This window comes from Traorella sp. mt218 (genome assembly GCF_055420025.1).
Genome location: NZ_JBVAYM010000034.1, coordinates 1 through 17,505, shown reverse-complemented (window position 1 = coordinate 17,505; position 17,505 = coordinate 1). Strand labels below are relative to the sequence as shown.

General features: G+C 38.6%; 16 protein-coding genes. All 16 read left to right on the top strand.

The features are described from left to right. Positions 1–83 precede the first annotated feature (83 nt). On the top strand, positions 84–1,295 hold the full coding sequence (locus tag ACZYT3_RS12040) for a peptidoglycan bridge formation glycyltransferase FemA/FemB family protein (RefSeq protein ID WP_464088825.1): 1,212 nt from the start codon (positions 84–86) through the stop codon (positions 1,293–1,295). Continuing rightward, complete coding sequence (gene tsaE / locus ACZYT3_RS12035) at positions 1,292–1,735, top strand: tRNA (adenosine(37)-N6)-threonylcarbamoyltransferase complex ATPase subunit type 1 TsaE (protein ID WP_294562265.1); 444 nt, start codon at positions 1,292–1,294, stop codon at positions 1,733–1,735. Before ACZYT3_RS12040 ends, tsaE begins: the two co-directional genes overlap by 4 nt. After that, positions 1,732–2,322, top strand: a complete 591-nt coding sequence (gene tsaB, locus ACZYT3_RS12030) for a tRNA (adenosine(37)-N6)-threonylcarbamoyltransferase complex dimerization subunit type 1 TsaB (protein ID WP_464088824.1) — start codon at positions 1,732–1,734, stop codon at positions 2,320–2,322. The genes tsaE and tsaB overlap by 4 nt, the downstream gene beginning before the upstream one ends. Next, complete coding sequence (gene rimI / locus ACZYT3_RS12025) at positions 2,319–2,762, top strand: ribosomal protein S18-alanine N-acetyltransferase (RefSeq protein ID WP_464088823.1); 444 nt, start codon at positions 2,319–2,321, stop codon at positions 2,760–2,762. Before tsaB ends, rimI begins: the two co-directional genes overlap by 4 nt. Continuing rightward, complete coding sequence (tsaD, locus tag ACZYT3_RS12020) at positions 2,759–3,766, top strand: tRNA (adenosine(37)-N6)-threonylcarbamoyltransferase complex transferase subunit TsaD (protein ID WP_464088822.1); 1,008 nt, start codon at positions 2,759–2,761, stop codon at positions 3,764–3,766. The genes rimI and tsaD overlap by 4 nt, the downstream gene beginning before the upstream one ends. A 58-nt stretch (positions 3,767–3,824) precedes the next feature. Next, positions 3,825–4,463, top strand: a complete 639-nt coding sequence (locus tag ACZYT3_RS12015; protein WP_294562269.1) for a redox-sensing transcriptional repressor Rex — start codon at positions 3,825–3,827, stop codon at positions 4,461–4,463. A gap of 227 nt (positions 4,464–4,690) precedes the next feature. Further along, the gene (gene asnS, locus ACZYT3_RS12010; protein ID WP_294562271.1) at positions 4,691–6,073 is read left to right on the top strand and encodes an asparagine--tRNA ligase; all 1,383 of its coding nucleotides are present in this window, start codon (positions 4,691–4,693) and stop codon (positions 6,071–6,073) included. Between the two features lie 64 nt (positions 6,074–6,137). Next, positions 6,138–7,433 (top strand): N-acetylmuramoyl-L-alanine amidase, encoded by a 1,296-nt coding sequence (locus ACZYT3_RS12005; RefSeq protein ID WP_294562272.1) that lies wholly within the window; start codon positions 6,138–6,140, stop codon positions 7,431–7,433. 2 nt (positions 7,434–7,435) lie between these two features. Then, a complete protein-coding gene (locus ACZYT3_RS12000) occupies positions 7,436–9,301 on the top strand; it encodes an ABC-F family ATP-binding cassette domain-containing protein (protein ID WP_294562273.1) in 1,866 nt (621 codons plus the stop codon). Positions 9,302–9,470: 169 nt separating this feature from the next. Next, a complete protein-coding gene (locus tag ACZYT3_RS11995) occupies positions 9,471–9,791 on the top strand; it encodes a PadR family transcriptional regulator (RefSeq protein ID WP_294562275.1) in 321 nt (106 codons plus the stop codon). Beyond that, a complete protein-coding gene (locus ACZYT3_RS11990; protein WP_464088821.1) occupies positions 9,781–10,713 on the top strand; it encodes a DUF4097 family beta strand repeat-containing protein in 933 nt (310 codons plus the stop codon). The genes ACZYT3_RS11995 and ACZYT3_RS11990 overlap by 11 nt, the downstream gene beginning before the upstream one ends. 316 nt (positions 10,714–11,029) lie before the next feature. After that, positions 11,030–12,973 (top strand): peptide ABC transporter substrate-binding protein, encoded by a 1,944-nt coding sequence (locus ACZYT3_RS11985; protein WP_464088820.1) that lies wholly within the window; start codon positions 11,030–11,032, stop codon positions 12,971–12,973. Positions 12,974–13,058: 85 nt separating this feature from the next. After that, entirely contained in the window at positions 13,059–14,534 is a 1,476-nt protein-coding gene (locus ACZYT3_RS11980) for an ABC transporter permease (protein ID WP_464088819.1), read from the top strand. Continuing rightward, entirely contained in the window at positions 14,534–15,454 is a 921-nt protein-coding gene (gene oppC, locus ACZYT3_RS11975) for an oligopeptide ABC transporter permease OppC (protein ID WP_294562279.1), read from the top strand. The genes ACZYT3_RS11980 and oppC overlap by 1 nt, the downstream gene beginning before the upstream one ends. A 12-nt stretch (positions 15,455–15,466) precedes the next feature. Continuing rightward, the gene (locus ACZYT3_RS11970) at positions 15,467–16,537 is read left to right on the top strand and encodes an ABC transporter ATP-binding protein (RefSeq protein ID WP_294562280.1); all 1,071 of its coding nucleotides are present in this window, start codon (positions 15,467–15,469) and stop codon (positions 16,535–16,537) included. After that, positions 16,530–17,465 carry an ATP-binding cassette domain-containing protein gene (locus tag ACZYT3_RS11965; protein ID WP_464088818.1) on the top strand — a complete coding sequence of 312 codons (936 nt, stop codon included), beginning with the start codon at positions 16,530–16,532 and terminating at the stop codon, positions 17,463–17,465. The genes ACZYT3_RS11970 and ACZYT3_RS11965 overlap by 8 nt, the downstream gene beginning before the upstream one ends. Positions 17,466–17,505: the final 40 nt, after the last annotated feature.

Genomic DNA, 17,505 nt, shown 5'->3' with positions numbered 1-17,505 from the left:
TATTAAATTCAAAAGAATAAAACAAAACGTTTGATAGAAGTAATTTGTCATAGAGTGTGATATAATACAACAGGAGGACGAATATGTTTATTTTTAAAGAAAATATTGAACCAAATCAACACGATGAATTTGTTAAGAATCACCCCTTATGTGCACTTCTTCAGTCCTCTTCATGGGCAAGTGTCAAGGATAACTGGGATCATGCGATCGTAGGTGTGGAGGAAGACGGCCAATTGGTTGGTTCGAGTCTTGTGTTGATCAAAAGACTTCCTTTTTCATTAACGATGATGTATATACCTAGAGGACCTATCATGGATTATGAGAATAAAGAACTTGTACGCTTTTATCTTAATTCATTAAGTACATGGGCCAAAAAATATCATTGTTTATTCATTAAGTTTGATCCGGGCATACGTATCCGGGAGTTTTTAGTGAAAGATAAGGATAAGACAGCTTATGCTGATAATACCCAGGAAATCATTCATAACATTGAAAATGGCGGCGGCCGTCATTTAGGCTTTACGTTAGATATGAAGGATACGGTACAGCCACGATTTCAAATGGGAGTACACAAGGTTGATGATTTCGCCAAATATGTACAAAAGGATGTACGTAAATCCAAAAATGCGGCATTACGAAAGCATGTTGAAGTTAAACGCTATGGTATTGAAATGGTGGATGTCTTTTCAGATATCATGCATCTGACGGAAATTCGTAAAGGTGTTGCGTTGAGAAACCGGGAATATTTCAAAAAATTAATGGAGGTTTATCAGGACGATGCCTATTTGTTCCTATGCAGCGTGGATCCGACGATTCGCGGGCATGAAGTACAGGAACGTCTTTCTGAAATTGAAAAAGAATTGAGTCAGGATAATTTATCATTGAATCAGATCGACCGTCTTCAGATCGAACAGAAAAATTTGACTGAAGAATGGAAATCCCTTGAAGAGGTACTTAAAAAATATGATTCAAACACCTATATCGCCGGAGCTTTGATGATTGGATATGGAAAGACGGTTGAGATGTTATATGCTGGTATGAATGAAGATTTTAAGAGCTTTAAGCCGCAATTTTTATCTCACTTCATTCGTTTCCAATTTGTTTTCGATCAAGGTTATGAGTATGCTTGCATGGGCGGTGTTGAAGGAACGCTGGATGATGGTCTAACGGGTTATAAATCAAAATTCAATGCACTTGTCAGCGAATATATCGGTGAATTTGATCTGCCGGTCAATCATCTTTTATACCGTTTAAGTCGTTTGGCTTATACAATAAGAAAGGAGAGAAGATTATGAAGAAAGTTATTCATTCAAAAAAGGATACCGAGCTATTAGGAAGAAAGTTAGGAGAATTGAGTTTCAAAGGCATGTGTATTACTTTAAATGGTGATTTAGGTGCTGGAAAAACAACGCTTACTAAAAGTATCGGCAAGGGGATGGGCATTGATAAAACAATCAGCTCGCCGACCTTTACTATTTTAAAAATCTATAAAGGGAATATACCGCTCTATCATATTGATGCCTATCGAATGGAAGGAATCGATCAGGATCTTGGATTCGAGGAAATACTTCAGGGAGAGGGTGTCTGTGTGATCGAATGGGGAGAATTCATCAAAGATATCCTTCCTGAAGAGCGATTGGATATTTCTATATATATTCAGAAAGATGAAGAAAGAATTTTTGATATCAATGCTTATGGAGAGCGTTATGAATCATTATTGGAGAAGCTTTTATGAAAACATTAGTATTAGATACATGTCATAAGTATATCGTTGTTGGCTGCTTTGAGGATGACCAGTGTCTTAGCTCATGGAATGAGTGGGCCTGGAAGCAGCAAAGCGAACGCTTTTTTGAAGCGTTGAATACTTGTATGGATCAGGCGGGATGGGAATGCGATGATCTTGATCAAATCGTACTGACAGAGGGGCCTGGAAGCTATACTGGCGAACGCATTGCGATGACTTTCGCAAAGGTCTTATGTACGCAGAAGCCTATTGATTTATATACGATACCTACTTATTTGATATTTGCAGGTCAAAACAGTGGAGAAGTTATTTTAGATGCCCGCAGCAATCGCGTTTATTGCGGAACATGTGAAAACGGAAGACTTGTTAGTGAAACGATAAAAACACTTGATCAAATCAAAGAAGACAAAGATAAAGGGATCAACATCATGGGGGATACCTACCTTATAGGTGAAGAAAATAAAGAAATCGATCTGGCTGCGAATTTCATAGCAGTGAAATGTTCATGGAAGAAAGTTGCAAATGTACATACACTGACACCTCATTATTTAAAAAATAAGGAAGAATTAGTAAAATGATCCGTGAAATGACGCCTGATGATCTGGATCAGGTAATGGATATCGAAAAAGAAGCGTTTCATGAGCATTGGAAACGTGAAGATTTCGAATATGAAATTTCAAAAAATGAATTTTCAAATATGAAGGTATATGAAAAAGATGGTCAAGTCTTAGGAATGGTTGGCTATTACATTCTTTTTGATGATGCCCAGATCACGACATTGGCAGTGTCGCATCAAGCCAGACGTCATGGCATTGCTTATGAGTTGATGAGCTATGTCATCGAACAGTGCGACCGGCAAAAATGCAGCGTCCTTTCGCTGGAGGTTAGGAAAAGTAATGAAGCTGCCATTCATTTATATAAAAAATGTGGCTTTTATGAGATGAATATAAGAAAAGGCTATTATGAAGACGGGGAGGATGCCCTTTTCATGATGAAAGCTTTAGGAGGAAACATATGAGTAAGATACTGGCAATTGAATCAAGCTGCGATGAAACTGCAGCAGCAGTGATCGAGGATGAGCATATTGTTCTTGCGAATGTCGTAGCGACACAGATCGATGTCCATAAAGAATATGGCGGCGTGATTCCGGAAATTGCTTCACGCATACATATTGAAAATATTTCTATGGTCATTAATGAATGCCTAAAAAAAGCAAATTTAAAAATGGAAGATATCGATGCCGTTGCTTTTACGCAGGGTCCCGGTCTGATCGGCAGCCTGCATGTAGGCGTTCAGGCCGCTAAAACACTGGCATGGGCATTTAAGAAGCCATTGGTACCTGTTCATCACATTGCAGGACATATTTATGCCAATCGTCTTGTCAGTGAATTGCATTTTCCATTGCTGGCATTAGTTGTCAGCGGTGGCCATACCGAACTGATCTATATGAAGGATGAGTGGAGCTTTGAGGTGTTAGGAACTACTCAGGATGATGCGATCGGTGAGGCTTTTGATAAGGTGGGCAGAGTTTTGGGGCTTCCTTATCCGGGCGGTGTATATATTGATAAATTATCAAAGCAGGGAAAAAATATATATAAGCTGCCGAAACCAAAACCGGAAAAAGAACTCGATTTTTCTTTCTCGGGCCTTAAATCCGGAGTATTGCAATTTATCAAGCGTATGGAGCGTCAAAATGAAACATTTAAACCTGAGGATCTTGCTTGCTCCTTTCAGGAAACAGCCATCAGCTGTCTGTTAGAAAGAGCTGATAAGGCATTAGCAAGCTTTAAGGTGAAACAGTTTGTATTGGCCGGTGGAGTGGCTGCCAATAGCTGTTTACGTGAGCATGTGACCAATGATCTTCAGAAAAAATATCCAAACGTTGAATGTCTGATCCCACCGCTGTCGTGTTGCACAGATAATGCCGCTATGATCGGTGTTGCCGGAAGTGTTGCTTATCGTCATGGTGTACGGGCCGGTTTTGATGTCAGTGCGGATCCGGGAATGGATCTCGAAAGTTAAATAAATTAGATTATTCACAAAGATTTACTTTTGTGATATACTGATTGTAGGTGATCGTATGACAAACAAAAATGTGCCAAAGGCAACGCTTCAAAGATATCCCCTATATTTAAAAGCATTGAGAAAGCTTGCAAATTCGGGCGTAGAAAGGATTTTATCGAAGGAATTAAGTGAATATGTAAATATTGAATCAACAACGATACGTCGTGATTTTTCATTTCTCGGTAATCTTGGAAAGCAAGGATACGGATATGATGTGTCAAAACTGATTGATATTTTTTCACAAGAGCTTGGATTAGATTTTGATGAAAAAATTATTTTGATTGGTGCCGGAAATCTTGGCCGGGCATTAATGAAATATAATAAATGGAATTATGTTGTCGGTGAGATAACATGTGCTTTTGATGTTTCTGCGGATAGACAGGGAGTACGTTTTGGCATTCCGGTCTATGATCTTAGTGAATTGGAAGAAAAAATTCCTCAAGGATGTCGAATTGCGATCCTTGCTGCCAGTACTGATATCCAACAGACCGTGGACAGACTGGTGAAGTGTGGTATCGTAGGCATCGTTGATTTTACCCATGAGCACATTCAAGTGCCAAAAGGGGTTGCAATTAAGTATGTTGATGTAGTATCATCTATACAGGAGCTTGTTTTTGAAACAAATGCTTTAGATAAGAAAACGGCAAAGAAATGAGTCACCCATTGACTCCCTTATCAGCGACTTCATGATGGTGAAAGATGAAGAAGGGAAGATGAGCGTGGAACACTCATGGAGCTGAACCGGAGAAATTGAGTAGACGGTTACGCGGGCAGGCGTTATATGCATATAAGATGCGTATCAGAAGGTACGAATCAGGATGGCACCGCGTTATTACGTTCCTGAATGGGAACGTTTTTTTATAAGAAAAAGGAGAAAGAGATATGTTTGAATTTATGACGATTCGTGAATTGTATGAAATGGTTCAATCACAGAATCATATGGAATTGGATTCGATTGAGTATGTGCAGTTGCAAGGATGGGTCAGAACTAATCGTTGTAATGGTAAGCTGGGATTTATTGAGCTTAATGATGGTACTTATTTTAGAAATGCACAGCTCGTTTATCAGACAACGTTGAAAAACTTTGAGGAAGTACGCCATTATCGTACCGGAACTGCATTAACGATTACCGGTAAATTTGTTTTGACCCCAGAGGGCAAACAGCCTTTTGAAATCCAGGTGACTGAAAGCATATTGGAGGGGGATTGCGATGAGGATTATCCGCTGCAGAAGAAGCGTCATAGTTTCGAATATCTGCGTGAAATACCGCATATCCGTCCCCGTGCAAATACCTATTATGCTGTTTTCCGTTTAAGAAGCGTATTGTCCATGGCCATTCATGAATTTTTCCAGGATCAGGGCTTTGTCTATGTGCATACACCGATCATCACCGGCAATGACGGTGAGGGTGCAGGTGAAATGTTTAAGGCAACTGTACGCAGTGACGATAAATATGAAGAGGACTTTTTCGGAAAAGAAGCCTATCTGACTGTAACGGGTCAATTACACGTCGAAGCTTTTGCTTTGGCCTTTAGGGATGTCTACACATTCGGACCGGCTTTTAGGGCTGAAAATTCAAATACACCATTCCATGCATCGGAATTTTGGATGATCGAACCGGAAATTGCTTTTGCTGATTTAAACGACAATATGAATCTGATCGAAGATATGATCAAATACTGTATCGATTATGTATTAGAAAATGCACCTGAAGAAATGAAATTCTTCAATACGATGATCGATCATGATGTGATGAATCGTTTGAATATGATTCGTAACAGTGAATTTAAGCGCATGACTTATACGGAAGCCATTGAAATATTAGAAAAAGCAGATGTGAAGTTTGAAAACAAGGTTTCATGGGGCATGGATCTTAACCGTGAACATGAACGTTATATCTGTGAACAGATTGTCCATGGTCCGGTATTCCTGACCGACTATCCAAAAGATATCAAGGCGTTCTATATGCGTATGAATGATGATGGAAAAACGGTAGCCGCTTGTGATCTTCTCGTTCCGGGAGTAGGTGAGCTTGTTGGCGGCAGTCAGCGTGAAGAACGTTATGATGTACTGAAAAAGAGAATGGAAGATATGGGCATGAAAACCGAAAATCTGGAATGGTACATGGATCTAAGACGCTTTGGTGGCTGCAAGCATGCCGGATTTGGTCTTGGCTTTGATCGTTTCTTAATGTATTTAACGGGTATCGGTAATATTCGTGATACGGAACCATTCCCAAGAACACCAAGAAATCTGATATTCTAGACTCTGCATAGGGTCTAGTTTTTTTTTCACATTTCAACTATAATAATAGCGAAAGGAAAAGAATATGGCTTATGTAAAAAAACCGCGAAGAAAAATCAAATGGAAAATTGCAATTCCGCTGTTATGTTTAATTTTGTGTGTCATTTATCTTTTGATAAATGTTCTTTTCCCGCGTACAGAAAACAATGAAGGCGTACAGATCTGTTCTTATTCGGTTTCCAAGACCCATGCTTTATTGGAACAGGAATATGAAAGAACATATGAAATCAGCGATTATTTCTTTTATGGTGAAAATTTAAGTTTTCTGCAAGAACCTTATACATTAGGACAAAGTGACGATCTATTTGGAAAAACGATCCAGCTTAGAAATCTTTGCAACGATGAGAAGATATTGTTTCAATTATCCAATTCTGTTGATCAACAGATTGATCTGGGAGAATTAGAGGATGGTTTTTATGAGGTCTATGTCGTTAATAATCTTCAGGAATATCGCATGATCAGCACAAATGAGATCAGTGATGTTTTTCATACGGTCACCCGTAATGATGGAAGCAAAAAAGTTGAAGTTATTGCGACGAATAATTATTTAAAAGATACTGAATTAAGTCAGAATTATGTATATCTGAATATCACAAGTGACAAGGTTCAGGAAGATAAATATGATATTTTGATCGATCCGTTTGGCGGTAATGATGACTATGGCACAGGTGTTCGCTGGGGGTATCAGATCAACGGCTTAAATGAGAATGATGAAATGTATAAGGCTGCTCTGGTTTTGAAAGAAAAACTGGAGGAGTATGGTTTTGTTGTAGGCTTGACAAAAAATTCAATGGAACAGCAGATCAATACCAATGGTGTTGATGGCCGGGCTTATATTGGTTATGAACATGAAGCAAAGCTATACCTGAACCTGCAATTTAATGGCTCAGATTATTCTTCTACCAGTGGTATCGAAATTACGCATTCTTATTATGCTTCTTCAGCACTGGCTAACCAGATCATTCATGATTTAGAAGAAAGCGTAGGGCTGATGGGTTCAACGCTATATCCGGGAACGGTACAAAACGGTGTTTTGACGAATACCGCAAAAAATGCCGAAGGTATCCTGTATGATAATAATTCTGTGGTTCGTGAAACAGGCGGAGTCGCAACGGGAGCCGGCAGCATGAATGAATCCATGCGTGAGGAAAATGCATTTGCGAGCGGGAATAAAAAAGGCATGCAGGCGTTGATGATGCGTCTGATCTATGTTTCCAACCCAATGGATTATAAGCTTTGGGTGGATGATTACGAAAGTATCATGAGTAGCATTGCGGATTCGATTGCTACTTATTATCAGATTGAAATTGGGGATCATTAACTATGAAATATCAGATTAATAAAGGAAGCAAGGGCTTTGGTGGTACCACCTTGTTTGAAAATATTCAGTTTGAAGTCAGAAATAATGAGAAAATAGCTCTGATTGGTAATAATGGTTGTGGAAAGACCACCCTTTTGAAGATCATGGCCGGTGAGGAAGAATTGGATAGCGGTGTGATCCATAAGGCGAATGATTGCCGTATCGGTTATTTAGCTCAGACAACATTTGCGAATGAAGAAAACAGTGTGCAGGATGAAATGAACACTGTTTTTTGGGAAGTCTTAAAAATTAAAGATCGGTTGGAGAAGGTCTATCAACAAATGGAATATGATCATAGTGAGGCATTGTTGGAGGAATATGCCAATCTTCAGCACGCATTTGAAGAAAGAGGCGGTTATACGATACAATCGTCGATTGAAACGGTGTTTACAAAATTCGGATTTAAAGAAGAGGATCTGTCACGGCAGATCAAAACATTTTCAGGAGGACAGCGCACTCGTATTGCTTTTGTGAAGCTGCTGCTTTCTCAACCGGATATCTTGCTGCTGGATGAGCCGACGAATCATCTTGATTTGGAAACGATCGAATGGCTGGAAGGATTTGTGAAACGCTATCCTAAGGCTGTGGTTCTGGTTTCTCATGACCGAACCTTTATCAATAATGTTGCGGATGAGATCTATGAAATCGAATGGGGCGTCATGCGTCGTTATGTCGGCAATTATGATGCTTTTTTGAAAACGAAGGAAAGTGATATCGAACGTCAAAAAAGTGCTTATGCACGTCAGCAGAAAGAAATTGAACGTATTGAGGCATTGATCGAAAAATTCCGTTATAAGAAAAATAAAGCGGCATTTGCGCAAAGCAAGATCAAATATTTGGAAAGAATGGATAAAATAGAAGATGTCAATCCATCTAAAAGAAGCTTTAAGGCACATTTTCATGCACGTATTCGCGGCGGAAAACGCGTATTAGAGGTAAAAGATCTTGCTATCGGATATGATCATGTGCTCTGTAAGGTTTCCTTTGAAATCATGCAGCATGAACGAGTGGCGGTCATTGGACCGAATGGTAAAGGAAAATCAACGTTAGTAAAAACAATCATGGATCTGATACCTTCTCTCGGCGGTGAAAAGCTGCTGGGTCATCAGATCGAGATCGGTTATTTTGATCAGGATCTGGCTCAGTTTAACAGCAATAATACAATATTAGAAGAAGTGTGGAATGAATATCCGGATATGACACGCAGTGAAATCAGAACAGCTTTGGGATGTTTCTTGTTTACCGGTGATGATGTATTTAAGACAATTGATTGTTTAAGCGGTGGTGAGAAGGTGCGTCTGTCACTTGTAAAGCTGATGCTGAAGCAGCCTAACTTTTTGATCATGGATGAACCGACCAATCATCTCGATCTGGCCGGAAAAGAAGCTTTGGAAAATTCATTGAAAGAATATGACGGAACGATGATGTTTGTTTCCCATGACCGTTACTTTATCAATAAGCTGGCAACGGCCATCCTTCATATTGATGAAAATGGCGCAACCTTTTATAAGATGAATTATCAGGATTACCTGGATCGTAATAAGCCGCATGAAGAACCTGTAAAGGCGAAAAAATCATCGGCACCTGTTAAGCAGGAAGAAAAGAAGAATATCAATTATTCAAGAGAAATTCGCCGTCTTGAAAAGATGATCGATCAGAAAGAAACCGAAATCGAAGCATTGCGTGAGCTGCGTTTTGATCCGGAATATTATCATGATTATCGTAAGATGGCAGAATTAGATGAAAAAATTGATGATGTCAATAATGAAATCGAAAATCTAATGGCTAAATGGGAAGAATATAGTGAAATAATGGATAAAGCACAGTAAAAGCTATATAGAAATGAAAAGTGTTTGAACATGATCTTTAGAGCTGAAATAAGATCATGAATTCAAATGCTTTTTTATTAGAAATCATTTTATTTTCACATATAAAATATAAACTACTATATTGTAATATATAATAGTTGGTGATATAATACACTCAAGGAGTGATACGATGAATGCACAGTTAAAAAAAGGTGTCCTGGATATGTGTGTATTAAGTCAATTGAAAGTCCGTGATCAATATGGGTATGAGCTGACAGAAAAAATATCACGATCGATGTCGATTGCGACAGGAACGCTTTATCCAATCTTAAAAAGACTTAAAGATGAGAAGCTGGTAGAAACCTATTTAAAAGAATCTAGTGATGGGCCTGCACGTAAGTATTATCATCTGACAGAAAAGGGATATGATGCGGAAAAGGCAGCAAGAAAGCAATGGCATGAATTTGTGAGACAGGTAGAAAAAATATTGGAGGAAAACGATGATGAGTAGAGAAGAATATATGAATCAGTTAAAAAAAGCACTTGAAGGCTGTTCATCAGAAAGAAGCCAGGAAATTTTAGAGGATTTTAATGAACATTTTGAAATTGGTTTGGCTGATGGCAGCAGCGAAGAGGAAATCATTGAATCATTGGGGAATATTTCTGAATTTATCAATGAATTGAAGAATGAACCTAAGCCAACCCTCAAAGCGGATCAGAATATCCATTCAGCAGTTATTTATAGTGATAAAGGGGATATTGAGATAAAAATGGGGAATAAGATGGAATATGAGCTTAAAAATTGGAAAAGTACCAGCCATGCTTATTATGATTTTGAGTGTTATACCGAGAATCAGACATATTATTTCAAATTACACAGCAAACCGATGCAGCTGCCCGGAATACTTAAAAATGTGAAGATGAAGATTACCTTACCTGCTGGTCTGAGGCTTGAAGCACAGACCAAGTTAGGTGATATTGAAATTGAAAAAGGAATATTTGATCAGGTTGATATAAAGACTCAGTCAGGTGATTTTGAGGGTGATATCACCGGAAAAGAAATATCTGTAGATAACGCACTAGGGGATATCAAAGGATCATTTACGGCAGATAAAAGCGTGCATGCCTTTACATCCAAGGGAGATGTCAAATGTAATGCAAATGCACCAAGCGTCAATCTTGAAAGTCGTTTAGGTGATGTGAAAGCTCATATAGCCCGGGCAGATCAGGTGTTCATGAAAAGCAGCATGGGGGATATCAAATTAAATATTTCTGGAAATGATTCATTTGATATTTCCTATACAAAAGGATTGGGAGATATTAAATGCCGTGTTCGAGATGTTACGTTGAAAAAACATGGTTTTATAAAAAATGATGGTAAATGTAAAATTGAATTGATCAGCCGTATGGGTGATATTGAGATAACAGATTAATACATTTTTATCAAAAGATTTTGAAAAATATATAATTGAAAATAAATTGACGGATCAAATGAAGAAATCTCAGGATAATGAAAGAAATCTTCATAAGGAAAACAAGTGTCTTTATATGAAAGACACTTGTTTTTATATGTCGTTCACAGAAGAACGAATTATATATTTTGTGAAAACAGTTACAAAAAATATGAAAAAAAAGAAAAAAACTTCAAAAAATCTTCAAATTTGCTTGCATTTTTGTTTCTCATCATTTAAAATGTTTGAGTATAGCAGAGAGGCTATGATATTTTATCAATAGGAGGATAAAAAGATTATGAAAAAATTTTTAGGATTATCTTTAAGTGCTCTTATGGTTGCAGCTCTTTCTGGATGTGGCGGAAATAATGTTTCAAGCGTTACGAACTATGCTTATGTATATTCAAGCGATGTTCAGAACCTGGACTATGTTACATCACAGTATGCTGTTGACCATCAAGTAAACGCAAACCTCGTTGATGGATTGTTGGAAAACAGCACAACAGGTGAGCTTGTAGGAGCACTTGCAGAAAGCTGGGAATCTAATGATGATGCCACAGTTTGGACTTTCCACTTACGTGAAGGAGTTCAGTGGGTAACTTCTGAAGGTGTTGAGTATGGCGAAGTAACTGCTCAGGACTTCGTTACCGGTTTACAGCACGCAGTTGATTTTGAATCAGGTACAGCTTGGCTGCTTGAAGGTGTACTGAAGAATTTCGTGGAGTATGAGCGTGGAGCAGTCACTTTTGATGAAGTAGGTGTTAAAGCAGTAGATACTTATACTGTTGAATACACGATGGAACAGTCTACTCCATACTTTGATTCAATGACAACTTACGCAATTCTTTACCCGGTTAATGCTACTTTCTTGGAATCTCAAGGTGTAGGATGTAAGCTGGGTGAACCTGATAGAACAACTTGTTCATTTGGTTCAGTAGATCCTTCTTCCATTCTTTATAATGGTGGCTATTTATTGACAGCCCTGGATTCTAAATCTCATATTCAGTTCCAGAAAAATGAAAATTATTGGGATGCAGAACATGTTTATGTAGAAACAGTTGACTGGTATTTTGATGATGGCAGTGACCCTTATTCAGTAATCAATGGATTTGCCCAGGGTACTTATACTCAGGCTACATTGCTTGCCAGCTGGGAAGACTTTGAAGAATATGTAGAAGAATACAAAGATTATTATTATCCAACTTTACCAAACAGTGCATGTTTCGGAACAAACTTCAATTATAACCGTCAGTCTTATAACTATACAGCTCATACGACTGATGCGGAAAAAGAAAATACGCAGAATGCGATCAGAAATGCTAACTTCCGCCGTGCTTACATGGCTGCATTCGACCGTGTTGCTTATTTGACAGTAAATACTCCTGAAGAAGTAGCTGTTGATATGTTGCGTAATATGAACCAGTTCCCTGATATCGTAACTGCTCCGGATGGAACAAGCTATACTGAATTAGTTAATAATGCTTATGAAGAGCTGACAGGTGAAGCAATTGACTTATCTGATGGTCAGGATCCATTCTTAAACAAGGAAAAAGCATTGGAATACATCGAAGCTGCTAAGGCTGAAGGTGTTCAGTTCCCTGTTACATTGGATTTACTTGCTATCGGTGATCAGTCACAGATTTATATCGATAGAGCAAACTCTATGAAACAGTCTGTTGAAGCAAACACAGACGGACAGATCATTATCAACGTTATTTTACAATCTTATGATGTAGTTAATGATATTTGCTATCGTAATCAGGATCCAGCAAGAACTGACTATGACATCAATACATTCTCAGGCTGGTCACCTGACTATGCTGACCCTAAATCATTCGTAGATATTTATTCAACTTCTTCTGGTGCTTATATGCACACACTTGGCTTGGCATTAGATGATGAAAATGATCCATCTAGCCAGGAAGCTAAAGCTGAAGTAGGATTAGATGAATACGAAAGATTATATCGTGAAGCTGATGCAATTACTAATGATATGCAGGCACGTTATGAAGCATTTGCAAAAGCTGATGCTTATATGGTAGCCAATGCAATCATGGTGCCTCAGCAGATGGACGCTCGTGGTTATGTAGTAACTAAGGTAGTTCCATTTACAAGAAGCTATTCAAATACTGGTATCTCTGAATATAAGTACAAGTTCATGAGAGTTCAGGAAGAAACTGTAACAAGAGAACAGTATGATGCTGCTTATGAGGAATGGTTAGCTGCAAGAGAAGCACAATAATTCCTGCAGAGATTATGAATTATCACGAAGGGATTGAAAAATTACTTTCAATCCCTTATTATTATCTGTGGAAGGAGGATATTTTGTGAAAAAATATATTCTAGGAAGATTTATTCGTTCAATATTTTCCATTCTTGCCGTAGTATGCATTGCCATCATTTTGGTTTATACATTAATACCACGTGATGAAATATTTAAGGTGGATCCTAACTTTACGAAATTACAGGGTGATTCACGTACAACATATATGTATGCAAGATGGAAAGAATTGGGATATCTCGATTATCAGCAGCAAGCAGACATGTGCAAAGCTTATAGTGATGATTATAGCAGCTGTATGGCAAGCGAAGGTGACTTTGAAGAGGTCGTTAAAGCTTATGAAAATGACGGCTATACGATACAAACTCTAAAAAGCGGACTTGTGTTTGCTTATCGTAACTATTCAATTCCTGAATTAGTCGGTAGATTCTTTTCAAATCTAATTGTTATTGATAACCCATCAGCAGTACAGGATTCGGATAATCCTGATTTGGAAAGAAGCTATTACATTGAAAGTGGACCGAATGGAATACCTGCGATTAAATGTTCAGGATGTCAATATCAGTATCAGCTTTATGTAAATGGTTCATTCCCGTTTATACATCAAAATGTTATTAAGTTGAATTTTGGTATTTCGTTCCCAACTCATTCTGGTGTCAATACCTTAGAGGTCATCAATAGAGGACAGGATAAGACAAAAAACGAAGAAATTACATTCCCAAATGGGTCAACGGGTAATTCTCCGATCAATCTTTATACGTGTCAGTACAAGGCGACATCAACATTAGATCATCTTGATGAGAGTCATTTTGATGATAACTATGCGAACTGTGCTTATAACTATACAGCGCCTTCAATGACTACGTTATCTTACATGTTTGGTATCTTATCGTTAATTATTGCTTATGCGATTGCGCTGCCTGCAGGTGTTATGATGGCACGTAAAAAAGATAAGTGGCAGGATAAATTAGGAATGGTTTATATCAATTTTATGATTGCCGTACCATCACTGGCCTTTATCTATTTTGCAAAGCAGATTGGTTTGATGTTTGGTTTACCAGATAAATTCCCTCAATATGGATTCTCTGATATTCGTTCATATATATTACCTGTCATCATTCTTGCGCTGATGAGTACAGCAAGTGTTATGATTTGGATACGTCGTTATATGATCGATCAGTCAAATGCAGATTATGTTAAGTTTGCTCGTGCAAAAGGATTAAATGAAAAAGAAATATTCAATAAACATATTTTAAAGAATGCGATCATTCCAATCGTGAATGGAATACCTAGCTCAATTATTTTGTGCATCAGTGGTTCCGTTATCACTGAATCGGTATTTGCCATTCCTGGTATGGGTAAGATGCTTCCGGATTCAATCAATGCCTACAATAACAATATGGTTATCACATTGACCTTTATATTTACGGCATTATCTATATTCTCGCTTTTGCTTGGCGATATTCTGATGACGATTGTAGATCCTCGCATTCAGTTAAGCTCGAAAGGAGATAGTCGATAATGGAAGATAACAAATTTACTCTTGTCGGCATACAGGAAGGTGCTTCTGAGCATATCGCCGCTCCCCATTATTCATATTGGAAGAGTGTATTTAAGAAATTCTTTAGTAATAAAATTGCTATTACGATGTTAATAATCGCAGGTTTGGTTGTCGCTATGGCTTTCATTCATCCACTGATCAGTGGATATGATCCGGCGGTCAATCCTTATATTAATGATCGTTGGCGTCAGTTTCTTCGTCCTAGCCTGCAATTTTTGTTCGGTACCGATAATGGTGGCCGTGATGTCTTCTCTGCTGTTTGGTATGGAACACGTGCATCTTTAGAGATTGCTGTGATCTCAACTGCAATTACGACTGTGCTGGGTGTGGCTGTCGGAATGCTTTGGGGTTATTCTAAGAAGATTGATTCATTCATGATCGAGGTTTATAACATTGTTGCCAATGTACCTTTCCTACTTGTAGTAATGGTTCTGGTATTCGTTCTTGGTCCTGGAAAATGGCAGTTGATCTTTGCATTGTCCTGTACTTCATGGCTCAGTACGGCATACTTCATCCGTGTTCAGGTAATGATCATCCGTGACCGTGAATATAACTTAGCATCTCGATGCCTTGGTACACCTACGTATAAGGTGTTGCTGCACAATGTATTGCCATATCTGATTTCAGTTATCGTGACATCAGTAGCCCGTGATGTACCTAACTTCATTTCGTATGAAGTGTTCTTAAGCTATGTTGGTGTAGGTATGGGTGCCCAGGAAGCAAGTCTTGGTTATATCATTCAAACATATGCACCATATATGAGTTCAGCTGGTTATCTTTTCTGGATACCTGTTGGAGTCAGTGCTTTGATATCAGTATCGTTGTATGTGGTCGGACAAGCTTTGGCTGATGCTTCTGATCCGCGTACACATATGAATTAGGAGGATAGAATGATGAGTGAAGAAAGAAAAGTAATTTTATCCGCTAAAGATATTGAGGTGCAGTTCCATGTCCGTTCACGTGTCTTAACGGCGATTCGTGGTGTTTCTCTGGATTTATATGAAGGTGAAACGATTGCTATCGTTGGTGAATCGGGTTCAGGAAAATCTGTATTTACAAAAACATTTACCGGAATGCTTGATTCAAATGGTTTTATAACGAATGGATCTGTGATGTATGATGGCATAGATCTTACTAAGTTAAAGAAAGATAAAGACTGGGAAGGAATCCGTGGTAAAAGAATTGCGACCGTTTTCCAGGATCCGATGACATCACTGAATCCGGTTCGTACGATCGGTTATCAGATTGCGGAAGTTATTATCAAGCATCAAAAGAAAAGCAAGGAAGAAGCTAAGCAGATGGCTATCAAGCTAATGGGTGAGGTTGGTATTCCAAATCCTGAAACTCGTTATGATGAATATCCGTTCCAGTATTCCGGAGGTATGCGTCAGCGTATCGTTATTGCGATTGCTCTTGCCTGCCGTCCAAATATTCTTATCTGTGATGAACCGACAACGGCTTTGGATGTTACGATCCAGGCTCAGATCCTGAAACTGATCAAAGATCTTCAAAAGGAATATGGCTATACTACCGTTTACATTACGCATGACTTAGGTGTTGTAGCGAATGTTGCTGATCGTGTAGCTGTTATGTATGCAGGTCAGATCATAGAATTTGGTAATGCTGAGGAAATTTTCTATACACCAAAGCATCCTTATACATGGGCGTTGCTTTCAAGTCTTCCGCAGCTGGGTATCAAGGGCGAACCACTTTACGCCATTACGGGTACGCCACCTTCATTGTATGATAAGGTGGTAGGTGATGCATTTGCACCGAGAAATCCTTATGCGATGAAAATAGATTTTGAGGAAGAACCGCCATTCTTTAAAGTAAGTGATACACACTATGCAAAGACATGGCTGCTGGATCCACGTGCGCCACAGGTTGAGCCGCCAAAGGCTATCCGGAATCTTCATGATCGATTGATACACATGACAGACGAAAGAGGTGAGTACCGTGGTTAATGAAAAGGAAACAATTTTATCGGTACGCGATTTACAAGTAACTTTTGGCAGCGGAAAGAAAGCTTTCACTGCTGTGCAGGATGTCAATTTTGATGTCTATAAAGGAGAAACTTTCTCGCTGGTAGGTGAGAGTGGTTCGGGAAAGACAACGATTGGACGTGCTATTATTCGTATTAATCCTGCGACTAAGGGAGAAATATATTTCAAAGATAAAAAAATCAGTGGAAAGATTTCCAAAGAATTGGATAAATGGGTAGTTCGTAACATTCAGATGGTATTCCAGGATCCTGCCGCTTCATTAAATGAGCGTGCTACGGTGGATTACATCATTTCTGAAGGGTTATACAATTTCCATTTATATAAAGATGAAGAAGATCGTCGCAGAAAGGTAAGAGAAGCTGTTGAAAGCGTTGGTTTGCTGGATGAGCATCTTACTCGTTATCCGCATGAATTTTCGGGTGGTCAAAGACAGCGTATCGGTATTGCCCGTGCGATGGTCATGGAACCTGAATTATTGATTGCTGATGAACCGATTTCTGCATTGGACGTTTCTATCCGTGCCCAGGTATTGAATTTGCTGAAGAAGTTCCAAAAAGAACGTGATCTAACGATTGTCTTCATTGCCCATGACTTATCAGTCGTACGTTTTATTTCTGATCGTATTGCTGTTATTAATAAGGGTAGAATCGTTGAATTAGCCGAAACTGAAGAATTGTTTAAGAACAGTCTTCATCCATACACTAAATCGCTTCTATCTGCAGTTCCGATGCCGGATCCACAGATCGAAAAGAAAAAACAATTGATCGTATATGATCCAAGTCAGCATGATTATAGTGTTGACAAGCCTTCTTTCCAGGAAATTAAGCCGGGACATTTTATCTGGGCGAATGAGAAAGAAATGGAAGAATATCGCAAGATTGTCCGTTAAGCTCTCGAAAGAGAGCTTTTTTTGTTCCAAAAAATAAAAG